General features: G+C 73.8%; 26 protein-coding genes and 1 pseudogene. 17 read left to right on the forward strand and 10 right to left on the reverse strand.

The window, feature by feature from the left end:
- The first annotated feature begins 2 nt into the window (after positions 1–2).
- On the forward strand, positions 3–1,091 hold the full coding sequence (locus tag ACZ7HQ_RS13445; protein WP_470988977.1) for an MGDG synthase family glycosyltransferase: 1,089 nt from the start codon (positions 3–5) through the stop codon (positions 1,089–1,091).
- 68 nt (positions 1,092–1,159) lie between these two features.
- Here the strand turns inward: ACZ7HQ_RS13445 and ACZ7HQ_RS13450 are convergent, their stop codons facing one another.
- From ACZ7HQ_RS13450 to ACZ7HQ_RS13465, 4 genes are all read right to left on the reverse strand, one after another.
- Entirely contained in the window at positions 1,160–1,930 is a 771-nt protein-coding gene (locus tag ACZ7HQ_RS13450) for a polysaccharide deacetylase family protein (protein WP_470988152.1), read from the reverse strand.
- 50 nt (positions 1,931–1,980) lie between these two features.
- Positions 1,981–2,901 (reverse strand): DMT family transporter, encoded by a 921-nt coding sequence (locus ACZ7HQ_RS13455; RefSeq protein ID WP_470988154.1) that lies wholly within the window; start codon positions 2,899–2,901, stop codon positions 1,981–1,983.
- 6 nt (positions 2,902–2,907) lie between these two features.
- Complete coding sequence (locus ACZ7HQ_RS13460) at positions 2,908–3,759, reverse strand: SDR family NAD(P)-dependent oxidoreductase (RefSeq protein ID WP_470988157.1); 852 nt, start codon at positions 3,757–3,759, stop codon at positions 2,908–2,910.
- Between the two features lie 165 nt (positions 3,760–3,924).
- Positions 3,925–4,452: an SRPBCC family protein gene (locus tag ACZ7HQ_RS13465; RefSeq protein ID WP_470988159.1), complete on the reverse strand. Its 528-nt coding sequence runs from the start codon at positions 4,450–4,452 to the stop codon at positions 3,925–3,927.
- A 193-nt stretch (positions 4,453–4,645) separates the two neighbouring features.
- Between ACZ7HQ_RS13465 and ACZ7HQ_RS13470 the strand changes: the two genes are divergently transcribed.
- From ACZ7HQ_RS13470 to ACZ7HQ_RS13490, 5 genes are all read left to right on the forward strand, one after another.
- The gene (locus tag ACZ7HQ_RS13470) at positions 4,646–6,151 is read left to right on the forward strand and encodes an MFS transporter (protein ID WP_470988162.1); all 1,506 of its coding nucleotides are present in this window, start codon (positions 4,646–4,648) and stop codon (positions 6,149–6,151) included.
- Between the two features lie 216 nt (positions 6,152–6,367).
- Positions 6,368–6,544, forward strand: coding sequence for a hypothetical protein (locus ACZ7HQ_RS13475; protein WP_470988165.1), 177 nt, complete (start codon positions 6,368–6,370; stop codon positions 6,542–6,544).
- Between the two features lie 57 nt (positions 6,545–6,601).
- Positions 6,602–7,615 (forward strand): iron-containing redox enzyme family protein, encoded by a 1,014-nt coding sequence (locus ACZ7HQ_RS13480; protein WP_470988168.1) that lies wholly within the window; start codon positions 6,602–6,604, stop codon positions 7,613–7,615.
- Entirely contained in the window at positions 7,616–8,290 is a 675-nt protein-coding gene (locus tag ACZ7HQ_RS13485) for a HemK2/MTQ2 family protein methyltransferase (RefSeq protein ID WP_470988174.1), read from the forward strand.
- The gene (locus tag ACZ7HQ_RS13490; protein ID WP_470988178.1) at positions 8,271–8,480 is read left to right on the forward strand and encodes a CDGSH iron-sulfur domain-containing protein; all 210 of its coding nucleotides are present in this window, start codon (positions 8,271–8,273) and stop codon (positions 8,478–8,480) included. The genes ACZ7HQ_RS13485 and ACZ7HQ_RS13490 overlap by 20 nt, the downstream gene beginning before the upstream one ends.
- Before the next feature lie 198 nt (positions 8,481–8,678).
- Here ACZ7HQ_RS13490 and ACZ7HQ_RS13495 read toward each other — a convergent pair whose 3' ends face one another.
- Entirely contained in the window at positions 8,679–9,113 is a 435-nt protein-coding gene (locus ACZ7HQ_RS13495) for a protease inhibitor (RefSeq protein WP_470988181.1), read from the reverse strand.
- 324 nt (positions 9,114–9,437) lie between these two features.
- Here ACZ7HQ_RS13495 and ACZ7HQ_RS13500 point away from each other — a divergent pair, with 324 nt between their 5' ends.
- From ACZ7HQ_RS13500 to ACZ7HQ_RS13520, 5 genes are all read left to right on the forward strand, one after another.
- Positions 9,438–10,001 carry a hypothetical protein gene (locus ACZ7HQ_RS13500; protein WP_470988184.1) on the forward strand — a complete coding sequence of 188 codons (564 nt, stop codon included), beginning with the start codon at positions 9,438–9,440 and terminating at the stop codon, positions 9,999–10,001.
- A gap of 153 nt (positions 10,002–10,154) precedes the next feature.
- Positions 10,155–11,750, forward strand: coding sequence for a purine-cytosine permease family protein (locus ACZ7HQ_RS13505; protein ID WP_470988187.1), 1,596 nt, complete (start codon positions 10,155–10,157; stop codon positions 11,748–11,750).
- Positions 11,747–12,418, forward strand: coding sequence for a cyclase family protein (locus tag ACZ7HQ_RS13510; RefSeq protein ID WP_470988190.1), 672 nt, complete (start codon positions 11,747–11,749; stop codon positions 12,416–12,418). Before ACZ7HQ_RS13505 ends, ACZ7HQ_RS13510 begins: the two co-directional genes overlap by 4 nt.
- A gap of 64 nt (positions 12,419–12,482) precedes the next feature.
- Positions 12,483–13,178, forward strand: coding sequence for an alpha/beta fold hydrolase (locus ACZ7HQ_RS13515; protein WP_470988192.1), 696 nt, complete (start codon positions 12,483–12,485; stop codon positions 13,176–13,178).
- 67 nt (positions 13,179–13,245) lie between these two features.
- The gene (locus tag ACZ7HQ_RS13520) at positions 13,246–14,415 is read left to right on the forward strand and encodes a lactate 2-monooxygenase (RefSeq protein WP_470988194.1); all 1,170 of its coding nucleotides are present in this window, start codon (positions 13,246–13,248) and stop codon (positions 14,413–14,415) included.
- A 42-nt stretch (positions 14,416–14,457) separates the two neighbouring features.
- Here ACZ7HQ_RS13520 and ACZ7HQ_RS13525 read toward each other — a convergent pair whose 3' ends face one another.
- The 3 genes from ACZ7HQ_RS13525 to ACZ7HQ_RS13535 form a co-directional block, all read right to left on the reverse strand.
- On the reverse strand, positions 14,458–16,194 hold the full coding sequence (locus tag ACZ7HQ_RS13525; protein ID WP_470988196.1) for an RICIN domain-containing protein: 1,737 nt from the start codon (positions 16,192–16,194) through the stop codon (positions 14,458–14,460).
- Positions 16,195–16,469: 275 nt separating this feature from the next.
- The gene (locus ACZ7HQ_RS13530) at positions 16,470–16,844 is read right to left on the reverse strand and encodes a toxin Doc (protein ID WP_470988200.1); all 375 of its coding nucleotides are present in this window, start codon (positions 16,842–16,844) and stop codon (positions 16,470–16,472) included.
- A gap of 3 nt (positions 16,845–16,847) precedes the next feature.
- Positions 16,848–17,087: a hypothetical protein gene (locus tag ACZ7HQ_RS13535; RefSeq protein ID WP_470988202.1), complete on the reverse strand. Its 240-nt coding sequence runs from the start codon at positions 17,085–17,087 to the stop codon at positions 16,848–16,850.
- Between the two features lie 80 nt (positions 17,088–17,167).
- Here ACZ7HQ_RS13535 and ACZ7HQ_RS13540 point away from each other — a divergent pair.
- Positions 17,168–17,617, forward strand: a pseudogene (locus ACZ7HQ_RS13540) (PAS sensor protein); the annotation flags it as partial.
- 64 nt (positions 17,618–17,681) lie between these two features.
- On the opposite strand, the gene ACZ7HQ_RS13545 reads toward ACZ7HQ_RS13540, so the two are convergent.
- On the reverse strand, positions 17,682–18,212 hold the full coding sequence (locus ACZ7HQ_RS13545; protein WP_470988980.1) for an RNA polymerase sigma factor: 531 nt from the start codon (positions 18,210–18,212) through the stop codon (positions 17,682–17,684).
- Positions 18,213–18,277: 65 nt separating this feature from the next.
- Here ACZ7HQ_RS13545 and ACZ7HQ_RS13550 point away from each other — a divergent pair, with 65 nt between their 5' ends.
- The 5 genes from ACZ7HQ_RS13550 to ACZ7HQ_RS13570 all read left to right on the forward strand — a co-directional run bounded on the left by ACZ7HQ_RS13550 (position 18,278) and on the right by ACZ7HQ_RS13570 (position 23,806).
- Positions 18,278–19,669, forward strand: a complete 1,392-nt coding sequence (locus ACZ7HQ_RS13550; RefSeq protein ID WP_470988204.1) for a serine/threonine-protein kinase — start codon at positions 18,278–18,280, stop codon at positions 19,667–19,669.
- A gap of 151 nt (positions 19,670–19,820) precedes the next feature.
- Positions 19,821–20,510, forward strand: coding sequence for a DUF4232 domain-containing protein (locus ACZ7HQ_RS13555; protein WP_470988206.1), 690 nt, complete (start codon positions 19,821–19,823; stop codon positions 20,508–20,510).
- Positions 20,511–20,725: 215 nt separating this feature from the next.
- Positions 20,726–21,964, forward strand: coding sequence for a polysaccharide deacetylase family protein (locus tag ACZ7HQ_RS13560; RefSeq protein WP_470988210.1), 1,239 nt, complete (start codon positions 20,726–20,728; stop codon positions 21,962–21,964).
- A gap of 66 nt (positions 21,965–22,030) precedes the next feature.
- On the forward strand, positions 22,031–23,284 hold the full coding sequence (locus ACZ7HQ_RS13565) for an SLC13 family permease (RefSeq protein WP_470988982.1): 1,254 nt from the start codon (positions 22,031–22,033) through the stop codon (positions 23,282–23,284).
- Between the two features lie 30 nt (positions 23,285–23,314).
- Positions 23,315–23,806, forward strand: coding sequence for a universal stress protein (locus ACZ7HQ_RS13570; RefSeq protein ID WP_470988212.1), 492 nt, complete (start codon positions 23,315–23,317; stop codon positions 23,804–23,806).
- A 1-nt stretch (position 23,807) separates the two neighbouring features.
- Here ACZ7HQ_RS13570 and ACZ7HQ_RS13575 read toward each other — a convergent pair whose 3' ends face one another.
- A complete protein-coding gene (locus ACZ7HQ_RS13575) occupies positions 23,808–25,691 on the reverse strand; it encodes an RICIN domain-containing protein (RefSeq protein ID WP_470988215.1) in 1,884 nt (627 codons plus the stop codon).
- Positions 25,692–25,766 lie beyond the last annotated feature (75 nt).

Here is a 25,766-nt window from a genome sequence, read left to right on the forward strand (position 1 = left end):
CCATGCCGAGCGTCCGGCGGCGTCCGCTGATCCTGAGCGCGAGCATGGGGGCCGGTCACGACACCGTGGCCGCCGAGCTGGCGCGCCGGGCCGCGGCGTACGGACACGAGCCGCACGTGGCCGACGTCCTGCGGCTGCTGCCGTACGGCCTGGGGGACGGGCTGCGCCGCTCGTACCAGGCGTCCGTACGGCACTTTCCCTGGGCGTACGCCGGTGTCTACGGCGTGTTCCTGCGCGGCGGCGGAGGGCCGCGCCCGAGCGGGGTGCCGCTGGCCCGGCTCGCCGGGGACCGGCTGACGGACCTCGTGCGGCGGCTGGACGCCGACGTGGTGGTGTCCGTGTTCCACCTGGCCGCGCAGCTCACCGGTCATCTCAGGGGCCGGGGCCTGCTGCGGATCCCGAGCGCCGTCTTCCTCGTCGACTTCGCGGTGCACCGGCAGTGGCTGCATCCCGGCAACGACCAGTACCTGTGCCTCACCGACAGGGCGGCGGCCGAGGTGCGCCGGGCAGTGGGCAGGCCCGCGGTGACGACCGGCCCGGTGGTCGCGCCGCGGTTCCGTGCGCCGGCGCCCGGTGCCGCCCGGTGGCGCGAGCGCTTCCGGGGGCGGGCGCCCGGCCGGCCGCCGGTCCTGCTGTCCGCCGGCGCCTGGGGGGCGGCGTCCCGAGCCGATGCCACCGTCCGGCTGCTGAGCGGGGCCGGGTATCTGCCGGTGGTGCTGTGCGGGCGCAACGCACGGCTGCGGGAGCGGGTGGCCCGGGTGCCGGGGGTGTTCGCCCTGGACTGGGTGGACGACATGCCCGGACTGCTGTCCGCCGCGTACGCCCTGGTGGACAACGCGGCCGGCCAGACCGCCGTACAGGCCCTCGCCGCCGGGCTGCCCGTGATCGGCTACCGGCCACTGCCCGGCCACGGGCTGGACGGGGTCCGCGAGATGGCCGCCCTCGGCGTCTCGGAACTGGCCCCGGACGGCCCCACGTTGCTGACGGCCCTCGGCAGACTCACCGACAACGACCGGACCCGAGCGGAACGGGTGGCCCGGGGGCACGCCCTGTTCCGGGGCGATCCGATGGCGTACGTGACGGGGCTGTGACGCGCGCGGTGACATGGTCGCCTCGTCACGGTTGGTGTCGCGCCCATGGCACGGGCGCCTGCCAGCCGTCAGCCGCAGGGCGTCGGCGCGGAGGTGACACCGGCCGTGACGGGGCGATGGTCGCGGAGTGGCCCGACCGTCAGTCCTGCCTCTCGGCAGCCCTCGACGAGGGCGGGCAGCGCGCCGAGGGCGGAGCGCCAGCAGTCCGGCGCCGCGAGGCGGTCGGAGTCGTGCAGCAGGACGGTGCCGCCGCCGCGCAGGTCCGCCGCGACCCGGGCCCGCACGGACGCCGGGGTGGCGTCGGCCGTCCAGTCCCTGCCCCAGGCCGACCACAGCACCGGCCGCAGCCCGGCCCGCCGTGCGGCCAGCCAGCGTCCGGAGGTGAGGATCCCGTAGGGCGGCCGGTACCACTGCGGCCGGTGGCCGGAGACGTCCTGCACCGCACGGACGGTCCGCGCGACCTGCTCGGCGTCCCGGCCGGGGGCGGGCCACCAGGGACGGTCGTGCGTCCAGCCGTGCACCGCGAGTTCGTGGCCCTGCCGGGCGGTGGCGCGGGCCAGCGCGGGATGGCGCACCACGCTCTCGCCGAGCACGAAGAAGGTCGCCCGCACGCCGAGGTGGTCCAGCGCGTCGAGGAAGTGCGGCGTGGACCGCGGGTCCGGACCGTCGTCGAAGGTCAGCGCGACGTGCCCGCGGCGGCCGGTGCCGGACAGCCCGGGGAACATCAGCAGCCGCACGCCCGGAAGCCAGGTGGCCGCCGGTCCGATGTGCGCGGCCGCGACGCCGACCGGCAGCAGGAGGGCCGCTTTCCGCCACGGACGGCCGGACATCAGGGTCATCGCCGAACCGCCTTCCTCGTGGTGGAGCTCCGTCTGCTGACGACGGCGTTCTAACGGTGTACCCGGTTCGAGTGGCCTGCCCTGCCGTCCCGGCCGTCGCGCGCGTGCGTGTCCCACTCCTGGCCCTCGGCCGACGAGCCGGCGAGACCCAGGCTGCCCGCCCCGATCAGTCCGATGCCGATCACTTCCGGGATCACGAGCAGCCCGAGATGGATCACCTCGTCGAACAGCACCCAGCCGAGGATGACGCTGGTGATCGCGTCGCCGAGGGTGAGGGCGGGCTGGGACGCCGTCAGGGAACCGGCGCTCAGCGCGCTCTGCAGCAGCAGGAACGCGATGAGCCCGACGGCTCCGGTGGCGTACAGCGCCCAGTGGCCGAACATCGCGCCCGGCCCCTGGCCGAGCCGCCCCACGGCCTCCTTGAGCAGGGCGGCGGTGGTCGCGAAGGACACGGCAGAGGCGAGCCCGAGCAGCGCGGCCCGGGCGGCGCCCCTCGTCGGACGGGCGACCGCGACCAGCAGCACCACCGCACCGAGCGCCCCGCAGCCGCCCACCAGCCAGGAGCCGGGCGACGCCGTGGGCCGCCCCGCGGACGGCGACGCCGCCACGAGGAAGAGGGCCAGCCCGACGGCGAGGGCGGCGAACGCCAGCCAGGTCCGCGGGTCCGGTGGGCGCCGGAAGACGACACTGCCCACGACCAGGGTGAACAGCAGCTCGGCGGCGAGCAGGGGCTGGACGAGGGACAGGCTGCCGGTGGCCAGCGCCCCGCCCTGCAACACGCTGGACAGCGCCAGCAGCCCGGTGCCCGCCAGCCAGTTCGGGCGTCGCAGCAGATGGGTGAGCCGGCGCAGGGCGGCCCGCGCTCCGCTGCCCTCGTCGGCTTCCTGCACCGCGGCCCGACGCTGCAGCACCGAGGCGGACGCGTTGGAGAGCGCCGCGAGCAGGGCGAGCAGCACGGTGACGGCGGTCATGACCGTTCATCCGAAGCGGGCGGCGAGCCGCCGGTAGAGCCCGGGGGTGACGCCGCGCACCCGGGCGGGGAAGCGCAGCCAGCCGGGGACGTACACCTCGTCGGTGCCGTGCAGGACGGCACTCCAGACGGCGTCCGCCACCCGTTCGGGTGAAACCGGCCGGGGCCACGTCCTGGTGTAGGGGGTGCCCCGCCGCTCGAAGAAGGGTGTCGCGACCGCACCGGGGATCACATGGGTCACGCCCACCCCGGTACGGCGCAGCTCGTAGCGCAGCGCGTCGGCGAAGGCGGCCAGCGCGGCCTTCGCGGCGGAGTACACGGCCTCGCCGCGTACGCCGAGGCTGCCCGCGACGGACCCGATGAGCACGATGCGGCCCGAGCCGGCCGCGACCATGTGGGGCAGCAGGGCGCGCACGAGGTGCAGCGTGGCCAGCAGGTCGACGCCGACGATGTCGTCGATGCGGGCGTGGGGCATACCGGTGAAGTCGCCGGCCCAGCCCACGCCGGCGCTCGCCACCAGCAGGTCGAGGTGGCCCGCATGGTCCAGGACGAGGTCGGTGAGCAGGCGGCCGGCGCCCGGCCGGGTCAGGTCCGCCGGCAGGGCCAGGCCGTCGACCTGGGCGGCCACCTGCTTGAGACGTGTGGCGTCGCGTCCGTTCAGGACCAGCCGCCAGCCTCCCTCGGCGGCCAGCCGGCGGGTGACGACGGCGCCGATGCCCGAGGACGCACCGGTCACCAGGGCGGTGCGGCCCCGGCCGGCCCGGCCGCCGGTTCCGAGAGCGGGACCCGCCTCGGGGACGGAGGTCGCGACCGGCCCGGTGCGGTTCGACGGTCCTGCGGGGGGCGGGGCATGGGACATGGTGACGACCTCACTGCGACGTGTGTGCACGGGCTCGCGAGCTCCGGGGCCGAACCCTCGCGGTGTATCCAGGGCGCCACACACTGAAACAACGCGCACGGCGGGACCCCGCCGAACGCCCCAGGGCTCTCGCCGCGGATGCCGTGCCGTGCGCCGCGGCGCGGGTCAGTCCAGGCCGGGCACGGGGGCGCCGGAGGGCACTCCGGCGCCGACGTAGGCGTCGTAGAACTCCTTCCAGGTGGTGCTGGGCCCGGCGTGCGGGCCCTCGAAGCGCTCGCCGCGGTTCCTGGCGTCGAGGGCCGCGAGGCACACCTCCCAGCCGGCGCCGTTGCGGGCGGCGGTGTCCGTGGCGCCGAGGACGTTGGTCAGCGTGAACCGGGTGCGCTGGGCGCCGACGGCTTCCAGATCGAAGCGGAGTTCGTCGCCGCCCCACTCGAAGGACAGGTGCCGGGGCGGGTCCACGGCGATCACCTGGCCGGTGGACTCGGGCATGTTGGGGTCGCCGCTGAAACGGACGGTGCCGCCGGGACGCAGCTCCATCTCGGCGCGTGAGGGGAACCACTGGGCCAGTTCACCGGGATCGGTGACGAACCGCCAGACGCGGTCCACGGGGTGGTCGTAGGCGCGGCTGAACCGTACGGCGGGACGGCCGTCGTCCAGGGTCAGGAAGGTGCCGGTGACGTCGACGGGCATGGTGTTTCAGTCCTTCGGGGGTGCGGTGGTGTCCGGCGTCTCGCCGAGGCGCCGGACGAGGGTGTCCAGGCTGCGGTTCCACCGTCCGGACCCAGCGAAACGTTGCCGTTTCGCTGAGAGTGCCCTACGCTCGTTGTGTACGAAACAGTTTCGTTCTACGACCCGGTGGACGCCTTCCCTGGAGTGGTTCCTCATGCCCCAGAAGACCCTGGCCGACGGCTCCCGAGCCAAAGCCGCCGCGCTCGAACACGGCGCGGCCTCGCCGAGGCGGTGGTGGATCCTCGCGGTCATCGCCATCGCCCAGCTGATGGTCGTGCTCGACGCCACGATCGTGAACATCGCCCTGCCGTCCGCCCAGAGCGACCTCGGGTTCTCCGACGGCAACCGGCAGTGGATCGTGACGGCGTACGCCCTCGCCTTCGCCTCCCTTCTGCTGCTCGGCGGCAGGATCGCCGACCTGTTCGGCCGCAAGCCCGCCTTCCTCGCCGGCGTCGTCGGCTTCGCCGCGGCCTCCGCGCTCGGCGGCGCCGCGAACTGCTTCACCATGCTGGTCGCCGCCCGCGCCCTGCAGGGTGCCTTCGGCGCGCTGCTCGCGCCCGCGGCCCTGTCGCTGCTCAACACCACGTTCACCGACGCCCGGGAACGGGCCCGGGCCTTCAGCGTGTACGGCGCGATCGCCGGTGCCGGCGGCGCGGTGGGCCTGCTGCTCGGCGGAGTGCTGACCGACGCGCTGGACTGGCGCTGGACCCTGTACGTGAACGTGGCCATCGCGGTCGTCGCCTTCGCGGGCGGCTGGATCCTGCTGGGCAACCACCGCGACGCGGAGAACGCCAAGCTGGACGTGCCGGGCACGGTGCTGGTGGCCGCCGGTCTGTTCTCCCTCGTCTACGGCTTCTCCAACGCCGAGACCCACCGCTGGGGCTCGCCGCTGACCTGGGGCTTCCTGATAGCGGGCGGTGTGCTCCTGACGGCCTTCGCGTGGTGGCAGACCCGCGCCGCGCACCCGCTGCTGCCGCTGCGCATCCTGCTCGACCGCGACCGCGCGGCCTCCTTCCTCGCGGTGCTGATCACCGGCGCGGGCATGTTCGGCGTGTTCCTCTTCCTGACCTACTACCTGCAGCTCAACCTCAGCTTCAGCCCGACGAAGACCGGTGTGGCGTTCCTGCCGATGGTCGGCGCGCTGATGGTGACCGCGCAGGTGGGCACCACGCTCCTGCTGCCCAGGATCGGCCCGAAGGCGGTCATCCCGCTGGGCTTCGCCGTCGCCACGGCCGGCATGGCCTGGCTGACCGGCATCGGCCTCGGCTCGCACTACCTGGGCGCGGTGCTGCCGCAGCTGATCGTGATCGGCGTGGGCCTCGGTCTGGTCATGCCGCCGGCCATGCAGCTGGCCACCGGCGGGGTCGCCGCCGAGGACGCGGGCGTGGCCTCCGCGACCGTCAACGCCATGCAGCAGGTGGGCGGTTCGATCGGTACGGCCCTGCTGAACACCCTCGCCGCGAGCGCCGCCACCGACTACCTGTCCGGCCGGGACGCCACCAGCAAGCTGGTACGGGCACAGGCGACGATCGAGAGCTACACCACCGCCTTCTGGTGGTCCGCGGGCTTCTTCGCCGCCGGCGCGCTGCTCGCCTTCCTGCTCTACCGGCGCGGGGTGCCCCGGCAGGACGCGACCGCCGCGCAGGTCGTCCACATGTGACCGCCGGGCCCGTCCGAGCCCGAGGGGCCGCCGTCCGCAGGGGGACGGCGGCCCCTCGGCCTGTCATGGTGGAGGCACACGCACGGCGCCGACGGCACACGGCGGCACCCCGTTCCTCGCCCTCGCCCTGGCGCCCTGCCGCCCCCGTCGGGACGCTTGAGACGCCGTCGGCGGGTAACTCAGCTGATCAGGAGCATGACGGTGGAAGGAGAGGTCATGTCCGGCAAGGAAGACGAGAAGGACGCGAAGGAACAGTTCGACACGGCCCTGGAGGAGGTGCTCCGAGAGGTCGAGGAAGCCGAGAAGCGCGACGAGGAAAAGGACGCGGGCGGCAAGGCCGGGGACGCGATCACGCCGAACACCGGAGCCCAGGAGCAGGCGGACGGGGACTGAGGTGGCCGGGACGCGGGACCGTCCGTGCCTTCCCCGGGGCGGGGGTACCCGAGTCTCATGAACAGCCATGAGCCCGGCCCCCGGCTGCCCCCGCCCCGAGGCCCCCTGTCCGCGGCGGTCATCGGGTACCTGTCCGGCACCGGCCCTCTTCCCCGCCCCGCCGAGGCCGAGGCGGCGGACCCCTACGGCGACGACCCGCACCTCGCCCTGTACCTGTGCTACGAGCTGCACTACCGCGGCTTCGCCGGCGTCGGCCCGCAGTTCGAGTGGGACCCGGACCTGCTGCGCGTCCGTGCCGCCCTGGAGCGGCGCTTCCTGTCCGCGCTGCGCGCCGACGCCCCGGGCCACGAAAGCCTCGACGACGCGCTCGCCGCGCTGCTCGTGGAACCGGCCGAGGGTACCGGTGTCACGCATTTCCTGTGCGCCGAGGGCGAGTTGTGGCACCTTCGCGAGTACGCCGCCCAACGCTCCCTGTACCACCTGAAGGAGGCCGACCCGCACGCCTGGGTGCTGCCCCGGCTGTGGGGGCGGGCCAAAGCGGCGATGGCGGCGGTGGAGTTCGACGAGTTCGGCGGCGGCCGCGCCGACCGGGTCCACGCACACCTGTTCGCCGCGTTGATGAGGGACCTGGGCCTGGACACCGCCTACGGCCGCTATCTGGACGCGGCCCGCGCGGAGATGCTGGCCGTCGTCAATCTGATGTCCCTGTTCGGCCTGCACCGCGGGCTGCGCGCCGCGCTGGTGGGCCACTTCGCCGACGTGGAGATCACCTCCTCGCCGGGTTCCCGCCGGCTCGCCGAGGCCATGCGCCGCACCGGAGCCGGAGCCGCCGCGGAGTTCTTCTACGACGAGCACGTCGAGGCGGACGCCGTCCATGAACAGGTCGTACGCCATGAGGTGATCGGCGGACTGCTCGCCGAGGAACCGGAACTCGCGGCGGACGTGGCCTTCGGGATCGACGCCACCGAGTATCTGGAGGACCGTCTGGCCCGGCGGCTGCTCCGAGACTGGCGCGCCGGCCGCTCCTCGCTACGGACACCCCTGGAGCCCGAAATAGCCCATACATCCTGAATGTCGGGGTACTCGCGCGATGTGATCGCTGTGGTGCTCCCGGGCGTGTACGCCCCTCAGGACGACACGGAACTGCTGGCCGAGGCCCTCCGGGCAGAGGCTCCGCCGCCCGGTGCCCGTGTGCTCGACGTCGGCACCGGCAGCGGAGCCCTGGCCCTGGAGGCGGCCCGGCACGGCGCCGAGGTGACCGCGGTGGACGTGTCCCGGATGGCCGTGTGGACGGTACGGGTGAACGCGTGGCTGGCCCGGCTGCCGGTACGGATCCGGCGCGGCAACCTCTTCGGACCGGTCCGGGGCCGCACGTACGATCTGATCCTCGCGAACCCGCCCTACGTTCCGGCACCCGAGGCCGGCCGCGGTCCGCGCGGCAGGTCCCGGGCCTGGGACGCCGGGCGGGACGGGCGGCTGCTGCTGGACCGCATCTGCCGGGACGTGCCCGCACTGCTGCGCCCCGGAGGCGTGCTGCTGACCGTGCACTCCACGCTGAGCGACCCCTACCGGACGCTGCACCTGCTGCGCGCCGCCGGACTGAAGGCCGCGGTGGTGCGGCGCCGGTGGATCGCCTTCGGACCGGTGCTGCGCTCCCGGGAGGACTGGCTGCGCCGGTGCGGGCTGCTCGCGCCGGACGAGAACAGGGAGGAACTGGTGGTGGTCCGTGCCGAACGAACGCGCTGACCGGGTCCGCCGGATCACCGTGCGGCGGCAGGGACCCCTGCTGGTCGAGGGGCCGGTCGAGATAGAGCTGGAGGACGGCACCACCGTCTCCTCGGACCGGTTCCGTGTCGCTCTGTGTACCTGCCGGCGCAGTCGCCGTTACCCCTGGTGCGACACGAGTCACCGACACAAGAGCAAGGACACCGGCTGAAACCGCTTGTTTTTCGCCGCTCCCCGGGAAGGCCCCCCACGGGCCCGCCCGGGGAGCGGCTGTGTGCCCGGAGCCCGGCGGGCGGCCCCACTCCGCCCGTCGGTTCCGGTACGAGATCGCAGGTTCCCCGTTCCAGGGGCCGCACTCCCCAGTTGCGGACCTGATCCGGTGTATACGGGGATGTTTGCGATCCCGGTCCTAGAAGGCGAAGACGCCGCCGCCGACGGAGTCCCGCACGCACGAGTTGCCGAAGGTGCGCTCGTAGGAGACGCGCTTGCCCTGCCAGACGCCCTGGACGGTCACGACGACCGGGTCGTACAGCTTGTTGCACCACACATCACTGGCCGGCTTCAGGGCGTCGAAGTCGCCGCCGGTGCCGCGCAGTTCTGCGCAGGCCTGGGACGCGGCCGGGTGGGTGCCGGAGGCCGTGGGGGCGCACGTCAGGGTGACGGCGCGCTCCGGGGTGGCCGTGGCCACGTCGTTGCCGTGGCCGGTGGTGAGGACCAGCGCCGAGGGGGCGTAGAGCGACGACGGGGCGGCGCCCGGTGCAGCGACGGCGGCCCCTGTCAGGGGTCCGCAAACGGCGGCGGCCGTGAGGCCGAAGGCCGCTGCCCAGCGCGCGGTGTTCCGCATTGTGTGCATCCTTCCGCTCGAACAGACGAGGTGCCGGCCCGGACCCGGTCGGACCGGGGCGGCGAGCGCCACTCTGCCGAGTCCGCCGTCGAAACTCACATCGAACACATGGGTTTCGGTAACCTTTCGTGTTGAAGCAGTGGCGTGAAGTCACGGAATCCGCACACCGTGACCCCGGAACTGAGCGGGTCCCGGTCTCCCCGGCCTTCCGGATGGCCGAAAATCAGCGCTTCGTTAATCGTCCTGAAACATTCCGGCTCCGCCCTCGGCGAACCCCTTCGTGACCCCTTGTGTTCATGAATTGATCAGCGTAATTCTCATTACATGATTACGACAGAGCAGAGAGAGAAGCTGCGCGGCTGGTTCGCCGGCCGGCTGCCCGACGCGCTCTTCGAGGAACTGGTCGAGGTGACCGCCGACCGCGAGGAGATCACCGTGATCGGGCGCATCCCCGAGCCGCGCCTCGCCGAGGGCGCCTCGGACGCCGAGCGGGAGACCGCCCTGCGCGCCCGGATCCAGGAGTTCCGGGAGCGCACGCGCGAGGACCGGGTGGAGGTGGCCCGTGAGGCCGAGCACCTGTTCCGCCGGAAGGTCTCCTGGGGCGTGGTGTGCGGCGCCGAGCGGGCCCTGTTCACGCATGTGGCCGCGCCGGTGATGACCCGGCTGCGCCAGCCGGAGCGCCAGGTCCTGGACACCCTCATCGCGGGCGGCGTCGCGCGCAGTCGCAGTGACGCCCTCGCCTGGTGCGTGCGCCTGGTCCAGCGCCACACCGACGACTGGCTGACCGAGCTGCGTGAGTCGCTGGAACACGTCCAGCGGGTGCGGGCGCAGGGGCCCGACGCGGAGGAGGTGGCCGATTCCTCCACCGAGGACGGTGAAGATGGATGATTCGTCCTCTGGCAGGGGTCTTCGCCGGCGCCGTACCGTCGGCAGACCCCTTCGGACGGCCCGCGCCCGCGCCGCACACCCCGTGGCGCCGACGGCCGTTCGCCACCGCCGCGCCACCAAGCGCTCCATCGCCGCGTCCCCGCTGGAGCCCCCGTGACCCGTCAGTCCCCCGACTCGCCCACCGCGCCGCCGCCGTCCCTCACCGAGGTCGAGCCCTACGGCGTCGAGCGCATCCCCGACGCCGACCGCACCGCGACCCCGCTCGACCTGTTCCGGGTCGCCTTCGGCGGCGCCAACACCTTCTCCACCTGCGTGCTGGGCGCCTTCCCGATCCTGTTCGGGCTCTCCTTCTGGCAGGGGCTCGCGGCCACCCTCCTCGGGGTCGTCGCGGGCGCGTTGATCCTCTGCCCGATGGCCGTCTTCGGGCCGGTGAACGGCACGAACAACGCGGTCTCGTCCTCGGCCCACCTGGGTGTGCACGGCCGGGTGGTCGGCTCGTTCCTGTCGCTGCTGACGGCCGTCGCGTTCTTCTCGATCTCGGTGTGGAGCTCCGGCGACGCCCTGGTCGGCGGCGCGCACCGGCTGTTCGGCCTGGAACGCGGCACGCCGTCGTACGTCGTCGCGTACGCCCTGTTCGCCGGGCTGGTCCTCGCGGTGTGCGTGTACGGCTTCCGGTTCATGCTCTTCGTCAACAAGATCGCCGTGGCCTCGGCCACCGTGCTGTTCCTGCTGGGCGCCATCGCCTTCGCCGGTGACTTCGACCCGTCGTACGCGGGGGTGTTCACGGCCTCGGCGGACGCCTCGACCCGGTCCCTCTTCTGGCCGTCGTTCACAGGTGCGGCCCTGATCGTGCTGTCCAACCCGGTGTCGTTCGGCGCCTTCCTTGGCGACTGGTCGCGCTACATCCCGGCGAACACGCCCCGCCGCAAGGTGGTCGGCGCCGCGTTCCTCTCCCAGATCGCGACCCTGCTGCCGTTCGTCTTCGGGCTGGCGACCGCGAGCATCATCGCGACGAAGGCACCGAAGTACGTCGACCCGGCCGCGCCCGACTTCGTGGGCGGGCTGCTGGCGATCTCGCCGAGCTGGTTCTTCCTGCCGGTGTGCCTGCTCGCCCTGATCGGCGGCATGTCGACGGGCACCACCTCGCTGTACGGCACCGGTCTGGACTTCTCGTCGGTCTTCCTGAGGCTCTCGCGCGTGCAGGCGACGCTGCTGGTCGGCGTGCTGTCGATCGCGTTCATCTTCGTCGGCCGGTTCGGTCTGGACCTCGTGCAGTCGATCTCCACGTTCGCCACGATGATCATCACCTGCACCACGCCGTGGATGGTCGTCATGATGCTCGGCTTCCACACCCGGCGCGGCTGGTACGACCCCGACGCGTTGCAGGTCTTCAACCGCCGTCAGCGCGGCGGCCGTTACTGGTTCGCGCACGGCTGGAACTGGCGCGGCATGACGGCCTGGTGGGTCTCCGCGGTGATCGGGGTGCTCTTCACCGACATCCCGGGCCAGTTCGTCGGCCCGCTCGGGAACCTGGCGAACGGGGTCGACATCAGCCTGCCCCTGTCGCTCGCGGTGGCCGCCGTCCTGTTCCTGGCGCTGCTGCGGCTCTTCCCCGAGCCCCGGGTGGCGTACGGGCCCGAGGGACCGCGGCTGGCCCGTACCGTCGAGGCTCCGGTACCCCCGATCACCGGTCCCGGCGCCCCCGCGGACGACGTGTCGCAGGCGCTCGCGGCCGAGGGCGGCCGATGAGCGCCTGGCTCGACCTGTCGGTGCCCGTGGTCACCGGGATGCCCGTGTATCCCGGTGACCCGGAGGTCACGGTCTCCCCCGCCCTGCGGGCCCCGGCCGACGGTGTCAACGTCCTGTCGCTGCACCTGGGTTCGCAGTCCGGCACGCACGTCGACGCGCCGTACCACCTCGACGACGCCTGGCCCCGGCTGGACGAGCTGCCGCTGGGCCGGTTCGCCGGGCCCGCGGTCGTGGCCGACGTCCGGGGGCTGCCGCCCCGGTCACCCCTCACGCCGGCCCTGCTGTCCCCCGCGCTCGACGCCCTCGCCGAGGCAGCCGGCGCGCTGCTGCTGCTCGCCACGGGCTGGTCGGCGCACTGGGGCACCGACGCCTACCTCGACCACCCGTGGCTGACCCCCGAGGCCGCCGAGGCCGTGGTGGGGGCCGGCGTCCGCACGGTGGCCGTGGACGCGCTCAGCGTGGACCCGACGCGCCGGCCGGACGGTTCCCCCGCCGGGCACGGCCTGCCGGCGCACCGGGTGCTGTGCGGCGCGGGCGGCGTGATCGCCGAGAACCTCACCGGCCTCGACCGCCTGGTCGGGGCGGAGCCGGTCGAGGTGTTCCTCTTCCCGCTGAGGCTCCCCGGGGCGGACGGCGCCCCCGTGCGGGCGGTGGCCCGGATCTGCTGAGTGGAATGCTCAACTCCGGGGCGATGACGGGTGGTTGTCACCTTCATCCGGTACGTTGACGCCCATGACCGATTTCGTACTGGTGGCGGGCGCCTGGCTGGGCGCGTGGGCGTGGGACGAGGTGGCGGCCGACCTGCGCGCCGCCGGCCATGCGGTGCACGCCCTGACCCTGTCCGGGCTGGCCGAGAAGCGGGAGGTGCCCGCGGGACAGCAGACCCACGTCCAGGACATCGTCGACGAGGTGGAGCGGCTGGATCTGCGGGACGTCGTCCTGGTCGGGCACAGCTACTCGGGCGTGCCCGTCGGACAGGCGGCCGAGCGGATCGGCGACCGGTTGCGCCGGGTGGTGTTCGTCGACTCCAACGTGCCGGCGGACGGGGTGTCGTTCCTCGACGGCTTTCCCAGCGACCACATCCGCAAGGAGCTCGCCGAGCACGGCGACGTGTGGCCGCTGCTGCCCGCCGCCGCCTACGCGAACCAGGACCTCACCAACGAGCAGATCGACCGGCTCCGCTCCGAGGGCACCCCTCACCCCGCGGCCACCCTCACCGAACCGGCCGTCCTGCGTCGGCCGTTGGACGAGCTGCCGGCCACGTACGTCAAGTGTGTGCTGGACGGCCGCGCTCCGCTGCCCGCGGTGGCCGAGGCGCTCAAGGGCGGCCGCTGGGAACTGGTGGAGCTGAACACCGGGCACTGGCCGATGTTCTCCACGCCCCGGGACCTGGCCCGGATCCTGGACGAGGCGGCCACCCGCGGCTGAGCCCCTGCCCTACCCGCCAGTATGGTCGGGCCGCACGCGTACTCAGCGACGAGAGGCGGACGGCCGGATGGCGAAGCACTGGGCGGACTTCCAGTACGAGATCTATCTGAACGGGATGACGGGTGCCGTGCCCCGGCTCCCCACCGACCTGACCCGGCTCGAGGAGCTGGCCGAACACCGGCTCGGCCCGGGCCCGGTGGGGTACGTGGCGGGAAGCGCGGGCGACGGCAGCACGGCCCGCGCCAACCGGGCCGCGCTCGCCCGGCGGCGGATCGTGCCGCGCATGCTGCGGGACGTGTCCGCGCGCGACCTGTCGGTCGAGGTGCTCGGCCGACCGCTGCCGGCGCCGCTGGCACTGGCCCCCGTCGGCGTGCTGTCGATCATGCATCCGGACGCCGAGTCCGCCGCGGCCCGGGCCGCCGCGGCCCAGGGTGTGCCGTACGTCCTGTCCTCGGCCTCGAGCACGCCGATGGAGCAGGTGGCCGAGGCGATGGGGGACGCCGAGCGGTGGTTCCAGCTGTACTGGGGCAAGGACCGTGAGGTGACCCGGAGTTTCCTGGCCCGGGCGAGGGCCGCCGGGTTCTCGGTGCTCGTGGTCACCCTGGACACCCCCCTGCTGGCGTGGCGGCCCCGCGACCTGGACCAGGCGTACCTGCCGTTCCTGCACGGGGTGGGCACCGCCAACTACTTCACCGACCCGGCGTTCCAGGCAGGACTCGCGAGGCCCGTGCACGAGGACCCGAACGCGGCGGTGCTGCACTTCCTCGGCCTGTTCGGGGACCCGGGCCACACCTGGCCGGACCTGGCGTACCTGCGGGAGCACTGGGACGGTCCGATCGTGCTCAAGGGCGTCCTGCACCCGGACGACGCCCGGCTCGCCGCCGACGCCGGGGTGGACGGCGTGGTGGTGTCCAACCACGGCGGCCGGCAGGTGGCCGGATCGGTCGCCGCGGCCGATGCGCTGCCCCGGGTCGCGGACGCGGTCGGCGACCGGTTGACCGTGCTGTTCGACAGCGGGGTGCGCACCGGCGACGACGTGTTCAAGGCGCTGGCCCTCGGCGCGCGGGCGGTGCTGCTCGGGCGGCCGTACGTCTACGGGCTCGGGCTGGACGGGCAGGCCGGGGTGGAGCATGTCATCCGGTGCGTGCTGGCGGAGCTGGACCTGACGCTCGCCCTGTCCGGGCACACCGGCCCGGGGACGGTGACAGCGGCGGACGTGGCCGAGGCCCCGTCCTGACCCCGGGCCGCCCGGCGCTCCGCGACGTGCCGCGACAGCTCGTCAGGCGTAGGCGACGCCGTTGTGGCCGGTCGCGCAGTTCCCCGCGCCCCTTTGGGGCGTGGGAGCGCCCCTGCCGGCGACCGACAGCGAGTCCGGGCTCGCCGAGGCCGCGTCCGCCGTCCAGCGCTGCCCCGCGGAGCGATCGCGGACCTTGACCACGAGGTCGGCGCCCGCGTCCTCGGTGGCCGTGGCGAGCGCCAGCGTCTCGTCCCAGCGGGGCAGCAACTCGCCCTGCGCCGTGAGGTCGTAGCGCACGTCGTCGCCCCGCTTCGAGCCGGCGTCGGCGCAGGTGCCGAGGATCACCACGCCGGCGTCGACGTGCGAGTCCAGGCACAGCCCCGAGTCGGCCGCGCTGCGCAGCAGCCCGTCGGCGTCGTACGTCCACTGCTGGGTCAGGGCCGAGGAGCAGACGGCGAGGGCCGTGCTCGCCCCGGCCTTCGGTGTGCCCTTGATGTCCAGGCACAGGTCCGCGGCGGCGTTGCGCAGCCGGGTGGGGCGTCCGGCTGCGGGCCGTGCCGCGGTGCCGGGCGCGGTGACCGTGGCGCGCGGGGAGCGGCCGGCGGCGGTGCCGGGGACGGCACTGGTGGAGGCGACCGGGTCGGTGCCGTCCCCGCCGTCCGGCCACACGCTGATCGCGAGGACGGTCGCGAGCAGTCCGGCCGAGGCCACGCCGACGCCGGTGAGCAGGGTCCTGGAGGACCAGGCGGTGCCGGGGATCCGGGCGAGCGGTCCTGGCTCGCCGCCGGCACGCCGCCGGCCGCGGGAGGCCGGGATCCGCGCCGGGGGCTCGCCGTCGCCGCGCCGGCGGCCGCGGGGCAGGGCGGCGCGGGCGAACAGGCCGGGCTTGTCGCCGCCGCGCCGGCGTCCGCCGGAGCGCCGGGAGCCACCGCGGGCGGGGCCGGAGCGGCGGCCCGGGCGGGATTCGAGGTAGCGGCGGGCGCCCCAGCCGAGCACGGCCTCGGCCAGCAGCACGCCCAGCGCGGCGTCGGCGTGCCCCAGTTGCTCGGCTGCGTGCCGGCAGTAGGAGCAGGCGGACAGGTGTTCCTGGACGTCGGGCAGCAGGGCGCCGCCGCGGCGGATCGGGACGTCGAGCAGGCGGTTGTAGTAACGGCATTCCTTGCCCGGTGCGAGTTCCCGGTGGGCGCGCACCAGCCCCTCCCGGAATTTGTCGCGCGCCTGCTCGAGTGCGGCCGCCGCGCTCTCGACGTCCACGCCGAGCAGCCCCGCGGGAATGGTTATCGGCTCGGCCTCGACCTCGATGTGCCACAACAGCGTCTGCTCCAGCCGGGGAAGGGCGTGGAAGGAGCGGTCCGACAGGGCGCGGTTCTCCGGTATCAGGGTCTTCGCGGCGCGCATGCCGCGGCCCCCGGCGGGTTTCCCGAGCCCGGGCAGTACGGCGGTGATCCGGTCGGTGCCGGACCAGTTCACGACCGTGTCGCGGACCGCCACCAGCAGCCGGGGCCGCAGCGCCTCGGCGGGTTCGCCGAGCGCGAGCCGGCCGAGGACCTGGTGGAAGGCGGTGGCCGTGACCATGTGCGCGAGTGGCCCGGACAGCGCCAGGCAGACGACCGCGTAGTCCTGGGCCGGCTGCCAGTGCCGGGCCATCAGGAGGGCGGCGGACCGGGAGCCCTCCGCGTCGGAGCCGGCCCGCAGCGGACCGGCGAGCGACTCGTCGGACTCCCCGGGGTCGCCGCCGGGCGGCGGAAAAGGAGGACGAGGCGGGTGGGGGGTGGGCACTGAGCGGGTTCCTTTTGGTACGTGCTGCGTTGGTTCTTACCTGTGCGGCGCGCGGTGGGGAATTGGCCGGATTTCAACCGGTGAAGTTCCACAACTGCCGGAAGAACCCCGGACTTTACCCCCCGCACGGGCGTTTCAACCCTTGCACAACTTCCACATGAGCAACAAGGCGCCCGCACAACATCCATAGTTTTGAAGGAAAGTCAGATATAGGGGGCTGCCCGCTCCGGCGCATCGGCTTTCGTATTTCACGCGCCTCTCGGATCGGGGAGCTCTCAGATCTGCCAGGACCGCAGCCGGTCGGCAGCGCCGTACACGTCGGCCTTGCCGGAGATCAGATCGCGCGCGAGGTCGACGAGGGCGCCGTAGGGCGGGTCGATGCCGACGCCGCTGACGAACATGTAGGACACGGCGGTCGCGCAGGCGAAGCGGGCGTTGGCCGCAGGCAGGGGCTTGAGCACGGCGAGGGTGTGCAGCAGGGCGGCGGCCCGCCAGGCGGGGTCGGAGTCCACGCCGAGCCGCGGCGGATCCACGCGGTGCCGGGCGACGGCGGCGACCAGCGCGGAGAAGTCGTCGACCGCGGGCTGGTCGGGCAGGACCTCCTCATGGCGCTGGAGCAGCCAGGGGACGTCGATGTGGATGACGGACATGCGTCAGGCGGCCTCGTCCTTCGCGGCGGGTTCGTCGTCGGGGAAGGCCGCCGCGAACTCCTCGGCGTGCGCGGCGAAGAACCGCCGGAATGCCTCGGCGCCCTCCTGCAGGGCCCGGTGCCGGGCTATGTCGGCGGCCGCGGCCTCACGCACGAGGGCCTTCATCGACGTACCGCGCTCCTTGGCGATCTGCCGCAGGTCCTCGAGTTCCCGATCGCTGAACTCCACGTTGAGAGCTGGCATGCCCCTCACCGTACCGCCGCGGGTACTCAGCCGTAAATATCTGCAGGTCATGCGCCCTCTCCCCCGGTACCCGGGAGGTGGTCGCGATGGTCGTCGGGGACGTCGTCGGACACGGCGTGGAGGCCTCGGCCACCATGGGCCGGCGGCGACGCCAGCCCCGGCGAGATCGGCGCGACCTGCCTGCACGCCGTCTACGACCCGGCGTCCCGGCGCTACCGGCGCTGCGCCCTGACCCGCGCCGGGCACCCGCCGCCCGTGCCGGACCTGCCCGCCGGTCCCCGCTGGGCCTCGGCGGGCTGCGCTTCGAGTCGGCCGAAGCGGCACTGCCCGAGGGCCGCGAGCTGCTGTACGAGGCGCTCGCCGGGCGCACGGACTCCCTCGGCACGGTCTGCGACCGGGTTCTGCACGCCCTGCTGCCGCCGGGCGGTGTCCCCGACGACATGGCGCTGCCGCTCGCCCGCACCCAGGGGCTGCCCGCCTCGCAGGTGGCGACCTGGCGCACCCCGGCCGACCCGGCGCTGGGGCAGCCGGCACCACCCGGAGGGCAAGACGATCGGGGCGGAACCGTCCCTCTCCGAGGAGGGCCGGTAGGGATCAGGACCCCGCCAGCCAGGGACGTACCTGTTTGCGGGCCTCGTGCAGGCGGGACTTGAGGGTGCCGAGCGGGATGCCGACGCGCTCGGCGACCTCGGCGTAGTCCAGCTGGCAGATGTCCCGGTAGACCAGCGGCGCGACCAGGTGCGGATGCGTCCGCTCCAGCCGGTCCAGCGCCTCCAGCAGATCCACCCGGGATCCGGCGATGACGCTGGTGGTCCTCGGGTCGACGGCGTACGACGGCTCGATCGCGGCCGGCTGCTCGGCGGCCCGCCGCTTCAGCTCGCGGTACTTCTGCCGGGCGCAGTTGGCGACCACGGTGTACAGCCAGGTGCTGAAGCGGCTGCGGCCCTCGAAACCGGAGATGTGCCGGGCCACCTGGAGCAGCACGTCCTGGGCGGCCTCCTCGGCGTCCTCCCGGCACGGCAGGAAGCGCCCGCAGCGGCGCAGGACCTCCGGCCGGATCTCAGCGAGCAGCCGGTCCAGGGCCGCGCTGTCGCCGGCGGCGGCCCGCCGGGCGAGGTCATCCATCGGCGCCTGGTCCTGCACGGACGGGCCCTCCTTCGAGTCGATCTCAGGCCAGGCATGATAGTCGTATGCACTCCCTGGAGCGGATCGGCCGCTACCGCCTCGAACGGCCGCTGGGCACCGGCGCCTTCGCCACGGTCTGGCTCGCCCACGACGACGAGCTTCAGGCCCCCGTCGCGGTGAAGGTCCTCGCCGACAACTGGGCACACCGGCTCGACATCAGGGACCGCTTCCTTTCCGAGGCGCGGCTGCTGCGCCGGGCCGGCTCCAACCGCGTGGTGCAGGTCTACGACATCGGTGAGCTCCCCGACGGCAGGCCGTACTTCGTCATGGAGTACGCCGACGGCGGCACCCTCGCCGACCTGCTGGCGGGCGGGCCGCTGCCGGTGGGCCACGCGCTCGCGCTGACGGCCGAGGCCGCCCGGGCGGCCGCCGCGCTGCACGAGGCGGGCATCGTGCACCGCGACATCAAGCCGACCAATGTGCTGCTGCACACCGCACCGGACGGCACCCGCCGGGTGCTGCTGGCCGACCTGGGGCTCGCCAAGAGCCTCGCCCAGGCCTCGGTGCTCACGCTGGCCGCGGGCTCGGCGGGCTATCAGCCGCCGGAGCAGGCCGAGCCCGGCGAGGGCATAGACGAGCGCGCCGACGTCTACAGCCTGGGCGCGGTCGGCTACGAGCTGGTGACCGGGAGTGTGCCGGGCCCGCCGGGGAAGGTCGTGCCGCCCGGGCAGCTGCGGCCGGACCTCGGCGAGGACGTGGAGCGGGCGCTGCTGTGCGCCCTGGAACCGGACCGGGCGCGGCGCTGGCCCGGCGCGCAGGCGTTCGCGAACGAGCTGGACCGGCTGGCGGCGGGATCGCCGGCGCTCCGGCCCTCCCGGCGGCTGGACGGTGTCCGCGGCCGGCTGAACACGGTGACGCTGTCCCTGGCCGCGCTCCTCGCCGCGGCCGCGGCCGCGGCCACGGTGACCGTGCTGATCCACCACGGCGGCTCCTCGGACGGGGTGCGGGTGACGGACTCGACCGGACGGGTGGCCGTGCGGGTGCCTTCCGACTGGAGCCGGGAGCTGCGCGACTCCGGCTGGGACCCGGGCGCGCTGGGGCTCACCAAGGGGCACGAACCGGGGCTGGTGGTCGCCGACGACCTGAACCGGTGGCCCGACCTGGGCAGGTCCGTGGACGGCGTGTTCGTCGGGCTGAGCGAGCACGGCGACGTCGGCGCGAAGGTGAAGGCCCTCGCCCACTCCGGCTGCCGCTACTCGGGCAGCCGCACCTTCGCCGACGGCGACTGGCACGGCCTGGTGCGGGCCTGGAGCGGCTGCCCGGACGGCGGCTCGGTCACCGAGTCCGCGCTGAACCCGGCGGGCGGCGCCACGCAGCCCCAGGTGTACGTGCAGGTGCGGGAGCGGGGCGACACGGACGCGACCGACGGCATACTCCGTTCGCTGAGCGTGACCTGACGGGCGGCTGGCGGTGCTCACAACGGGGAAGAAATCCCTGCGTGCCGAACTTTTCCCGGGTTCGGCGCATCGGAGTGTGAGGACGGCGCACCCGGCGCCGTCAGGCACGCGGTCCGTCGCGTGCCGTGACCATCCAGGAGTGTTGAGCGACATGGTGTACACACCCCGGTCCGCGCGGCACGGAGCCCTGCTCGTGGGCACGGTCGCCGTGCTGGGCCTGCTGACCGCGTGCGGCAACGGCAAGGACGTCCACAGCAACCCGCCGATCACGGCCTCGGGTACCGCCGCCCCCGCGACCGGCACCACGAAGGGCCCGGAGTCCACCACGTCCGCCCCGGCCGGCAAACCCAGTGCCGCCCCGTCGTCGTCCACCACGAAGGCCACGGCGTCGACGGGTGGCGGTACGGCCACGGCCGGGGCGAGCGCCCGCTGCCACACCTCCCAGCTGCGCGCCTCGGTGGGCCGCAACGACCCGGGCGCCGGCCAGGAGAACTTCCCGGTCGTCCTCACCAACAAGTCCGGCCGGACGTGCACCGTGCACGGCTATCCGGGCACGGCGTTCGTCAACGCCTCCGGCACCCAGCTCGGCCCGGACCCCCAGCGCGAGTCGGGCTCCCCGGCCACGATCACCCTCAGGCCCGGGCAGAGCGCCTGGGCCGGGCTGACCTTCTCCAACCCCGGTGTCAGTGGCGCCAAGACGGCGACCCCGGCCGCGCTGCTGGTCACGCCGCCGGACGAGCGTGACACGCTGAAGGTCGCGTGGACCGGCGGCGCGGTGCCGGTCTCCGGGAACTCCTCGACCGTCTTCACCTCGGTGCTCAGCCCCGGCACCGCTCCCTGACCCGTCTGCTTCCCGACCTCACCGACACCCCCGACACGAACCCCGCTGCCCCACCCCCCGGGCAGCGGGGTTCGTCATGTGCGCGCCACAACTGTCACAGGACGGCAACAGCCGCAGGGGGCCGCGATCTTTCCGCCGGACCCCGCCATCGAACCCGACGACCCACACCGGCGAACAGGCCCCCAAGGGGCCGCGACAAGGAAATCGGGGAGAAGATGAGCGGGATCTCACGCAGGCAGGTGCTGACGGCGGGCGCGGCGGCGGGCGCCCTGGGCACGCTGGCCGCGTGCTCCTCAGGCACCGGCCTCTCGATCGGCGGCCCCGCGGACGGCAAGGGCACCGCCCAGGCCCGGCCGGCGAAGCCGATCGGTGACGGCTCCACGGCCGACACCGGCCCCCAGCCCCACCAGCCGAAGCCCGAACGGCTCAAGCCCGGCCAGAAGCCCCCGCAGTTCGTGGTGTTCTCCTGGGACGGCGCGGGCGAGGTGAGCAACCAGCTGTTCTCCCGGTTCCGCAAGGTGGCCGCCGACCACGGCGCCAAGATGACGTTCTTCCTCAGCGGCATCTACGCACTGCCCGAGTCCAAGAAGCACCTGTACCGCCCGCCGCAGCACCCGGTCGGCGCCTCCGCCATCGGCTACCTCGCCGACCGGCACATCCACGCCACCCTGCAGCAGGTCCGCGGGGCCTGGCTGGAGGGCCATGAGATAGGCACCCACTTCAACGGTCACTTCTGCGGCGCGACCGGCGTGCGCAACTGGTCCCCGGCCGAGTGGCGCAGCGAGATAGACCAGGCGATGGCCTTCGTCACCCAGTGGAAGACCAACACCGGCTTCACCGATCTGGAGCCGCTCCCCTTCGACTACCACAAGGAGCTGATCGGCGGCCGTACGCCGTGCCTGGAGGGCCAGTCCAACCTGCTGCCCACGGCCGCGGCCCTCGGCTGGAAGTACGACGCCAGCTCCCCCGGCGGCCTCCAGATCTGGCCGGACAAGGTGCAGGGCGGCAAGATCTGGGACTTCCCGCTGCAGTCCGTACCGTTCCCCGGGCACAACTTCCAGGTGCTGTCGATGGACTACAACATGATGTTCAACCAGTCCGCCGGGAACCCGAACGGCGACCGCGCCCAGTACGACGCCTGGCGCACCCAGGCGCGGGACGCGTACGTCGCCGGTTTCCAGCGGGCGTACACGACCAACCGCGCCCCCTTCTTCATCGGCAACCACTTCGAGCGCTGGAACGGCGGCATCTACATGGACGCCGTCGAGGAGGCGATCGGGAAGATGGCCGCGTACGGCGACGACGTGCGTTTCGTGTCGTTCAAGCAGCTCGTGGCCTGGCTGGAGGCACAGGACCCGGCGGTGCTGCGCAAGATGCGCACGCTGGTGCCGGGACAGGCCCCGACGGGCGGCTGGGCGGAGTTCCTGGGCGCGGCGGGCAGCCGGTCGTCGTAAGACGTTCGACGTCTTCTGTTTTCATGGGCGGGCACTCCCACGTGATCGCTTCCGGAAGGACCCGCCCTGAACACCCCGCTCGCCGAAGCACTGTCCGCCGTGCTGCTCGTCGCCGTCCTCGCCTGGGCCGTCGTACGGCCCTTCGGGTGGCCGGAGGCGGTCATGGCCGTGCCCGCCGCCGGTGTCGCGGTCGCCACCGGAGCGATCTCGCTGGACCACGCAAGGGCCGAGGCGGAGCGGCTCGGGCCGGTGGTCGGGTTCCTCGCGGCGGTACTGGTGCTCGCCCACTTCTGTGACGTGGAGGGGCTGTTCCAGGCGTGCGGGGCGTGGATGGCCCGGTGGGCGCGGGGCCGCCCGGTGCGGTTGCTGACGGCGGTCTTCGCGCTGGCGTCGGCCATCACCGCCGTGCTCAGCCTGGACGCCACGATCGTGCTGCTCACGCCGGTGGTCTTCGCCACGGCCGCACGGACCGGCGTACGGCCCAAACCGCATGTCTACGCCTGTACGCATCTGTCGAACACCGCGTCACTGCTGCTGCCCGTGTCCAATCTGACGAACCTGCTCGCGTTCGCCGCGAGCGGTCTGAGCTTCACCCGGTTCGCCGCGCTGATGGCGCTGCCGTGGCTGGGGGCGATCGGCGTCGAGTACGTGGTGTTCCGGCGGTTCTTCGCCCGTGACCTGGCGGCGGCGGCACCGGCGGGCCGGGAGCGCGGTGAGGCCCCGCGGATGCCGCTGTTCGCGCTGGTGACCGTCGCCTGCACGCTGGCGGGGTTCGTGGTGGCGTCGGCGTTCGGCGTGGAGCCGGCCTGGGTCGCGGCGGCGGGCGCGCTGGTGCTGGCGGGCCGGGCGCTGCTGCGCCGCAGGGCGACCCCGCTGGCCGTCGTACGGGCGGCCGCCCCGGCCTTTCTCGCGTTCGTGCTGGCGCTGGGCATCGTGGTGCGGGCGGTCGTCGACCACGGGCTCGCGGACGTGCTCGGGCACGCCCTGCCGGGCGGGACCGGGCTGCCGGCGCTGCTCGGGATCGCCGCGCTCGCCGCGGTCCTGGCGAACCTGATCAACAACCTGCCCGCCGTGCTGGTCCTGCTGCCGCTGGCCGCGCCGGCCGGGCCGGGCGCGGTGCTGGCCGTGCTGCTCGGCGTGAACATCGGCCCCAATCTGACCTACGCCGGGTCGCTGGCGACACTGCTGTGGCGGCGGATCGTGCACCAGCACGAGCACGGTGTGGACCTCGGGGAGTTCACCCGGCTGGGCCTGCTCGCCGTGCCGTCCTCCCTCGCCGTCGCGGTGGTGGCACTGTGGGGATCGCTGCAGGTTCTCTGAGCTGCGCGGGCACCGAAGGAGGCCGACCGGATGCGTGTGATCGCCTGGCTTGTCGAGGGCACCTGGCCCGCCTGCGTGGACGCCGTGCGCAGCCATGCGCCGGACCCCGCCGAGGTGGTGCTGCTGCACGTCAGCGGGCCCGAGGTGCCGGGTCTCGCGCACGGCGCGTTCGCGGGGCTCCTCGGCCGGGGGCATCCGGAGCGTGACCCCGGCGGCCTCCTCGAGGCGCTCGGCGGGAGTTCGGCCGCCGAACTGCTCGCCGCGGCCGCGGAGCGGCTGGGCCGGCCGTGTGTGTGCGAGGAACGGTCGGGCCGGGTCGAGCGGGAGGTGGTGGCCGCCGCCGAGGGTGCCGATCTGCTGGTGCTGGCCCGGGACGGCGACCGGTCCCGGCTCGGGCCGAGGAGTCTCGGTCCGGCCGCCCGGTTCGCCGTCGACCACGCGCCCTGCCCGGTACTGCTGGTGTGGCCGGAACCGGCCCCGGGACTGGGCACGATCCCGCCGCCACCGCCGCACCACCCCTGAGTCAGCGGTGGTGGTGCTCGCCGCCGCCGTAGCCCCCGCCGCAGTAGTACGGGTACGCGGAGCACGGATCGACCGTGGCGGACGGCGCGGGTGACGGCGTGGACCTGGTCGGGGCCGGACTCGGGGTCGGCGACGCGGTGGCCCCGGAGGCCTTCGGGATGGGCGTCGCCCTGGGAGCCGACGGGTGCGGGGTGGCAGCCGGTGACGGGCCGCTGTCGCTGTCCCAGTTGACGTTCTGCATCTGCAGATCGAGCTTGGCGGTGTCCACGGCCCAGCGCTGGGCGGCGCCGGCGGCACGGGTCTTCAGGACCAGGGCGCCGGAGCCGTCGGTGGCGGCCGGGGTGAGCGCCAGGTCCTGGTTCCAGCGGGGTACGAGGGCGCCCTGGAGGGTGAAGTCGTAGCGGACGGTGCGGGCGGCCCTGCCGGTGGCCGAGCAGGGGGCGAGGCGGACCGAGTAGCCGATGTGGGAGTCCAGACACAGGTCGGGGGCGGCGGAGTTGCGCAGCAGCCCGTCGGTCTCGTACGTCCACTGCTGGGCCGGGGTCGCCGAACAGGTGGCGAGTTCGGTCTCGGCGCCGTTGACGGCCTTCTTCCCCACGACGCCGACGCACAGGCCGGAGGCGAGGTTGTGCAGTCGGCCGCGCAGGGCGCCCTGGCCGGCCCTGGCGGCCCCGGCCCAGGAGGCGCCGGGACTCGCGGTGTCCTTGCCGGGCGCCGGTGATGAGGTGCCGGCGCCGGCCGGTGCCGGGCCGGCGCCGGAGCCGAGCACCGACCACAGCACCAGCGGCAGCACGATCAGACCGCTGACCGTGCCCACGGCCAGGGCGAGCTGGCGGCGCCGGGTACGGCGTGCGCGGGCGGCTCGCCGGGCCGAACGGCCGGGGCCGGCTGCTTCGCCTGCTGACTCGGTGGAGGCACGCCGGCGCGGGGTCTTGGCGGAACCGCCGGTCCGCGGGGAGCCGGCCGGGCCACCTGGGGGCCCGAGCCGCCCGGTGACACCAGTCCCGCTCGACGGCTCGGGCATCGAGAAGGCCTCTCCCGACGGGGGTGCGACCGTCTCGGGGCGGGGCGCCGGTTCGGTCGGGGCCTCGGTGCGGCTTGCCCGGGACTCCAGGTAGGCGCCGGCGCCCCAGCCGAGGACCGCCTCGGCGAGGGCGAGCCCGAGGCCGTTGTTGAAGGCGGCGAGCTGGTCGGCGGTCCGGCTGCAGTGGCCGCAGCGCCCCAGGTGCTCACGCAGATCCGGGTCGATGTCCACACCGCCGCGCCGGAACGTCACGTCGAGCATGCGCAGATACCGCCGGCACTCCGCCTCGGGCGCGAGTTCGCGGTGGGCCTGGAGGCACTCCTCGCGCAACCGTTCACGGGCCCGGCGCAGTTCGACGCGGGCGTCCTCCTCGTCCAGGCCGAGCAGGGCCGCGGGTACGGCGAGCGGTTCGGCCTCGACCTCCGTGTGCCACAGCACGGCCCGCGAGGTCTGGGGCACCCGCTGGAACGCACGGGACAGCAGTCTCCGGCCGGGCGGCGGCAGCAGCCGCGCGGTGGCCCGCTCACCGGCGGCCCCGGGCCGCAGTGCCGGGTGGAGGAGTTCCTGGCGGCTGTCGGCGTCCCACTCGGCCGCAATCCTGCGGACGGCGACCAGCACATGGGGACGCCAGGCGGCGGTCGGGCCGACCTGCCGCAGCGATTCCCCGAACAGCCGGGTGAAGGCGGCGGTGGTGAGCATGCCGGCGGCACGCGTCCCGTCCGTGCACAACCGGGCGTAGGCGAAGGCCGCTTCCCAGTGCCGGTCCAGGAGTTCACCGACGGGATGGAGCGCCGGTGTCCCGCCCGTCCACTTCTTCAGCTCGGCACTCAGTTGTTCGTCCGACAGGCCTGCCTCATTCACGACTGCATTCCTCCAGACGTGATACGGAATTAGTCCATACCAATGGGTATGGGAAGGTGGCGGGGCTGCTCGAAC

The organism is Streptomyces sp. NPDC037290 (genome assembly GCF_055603245.1).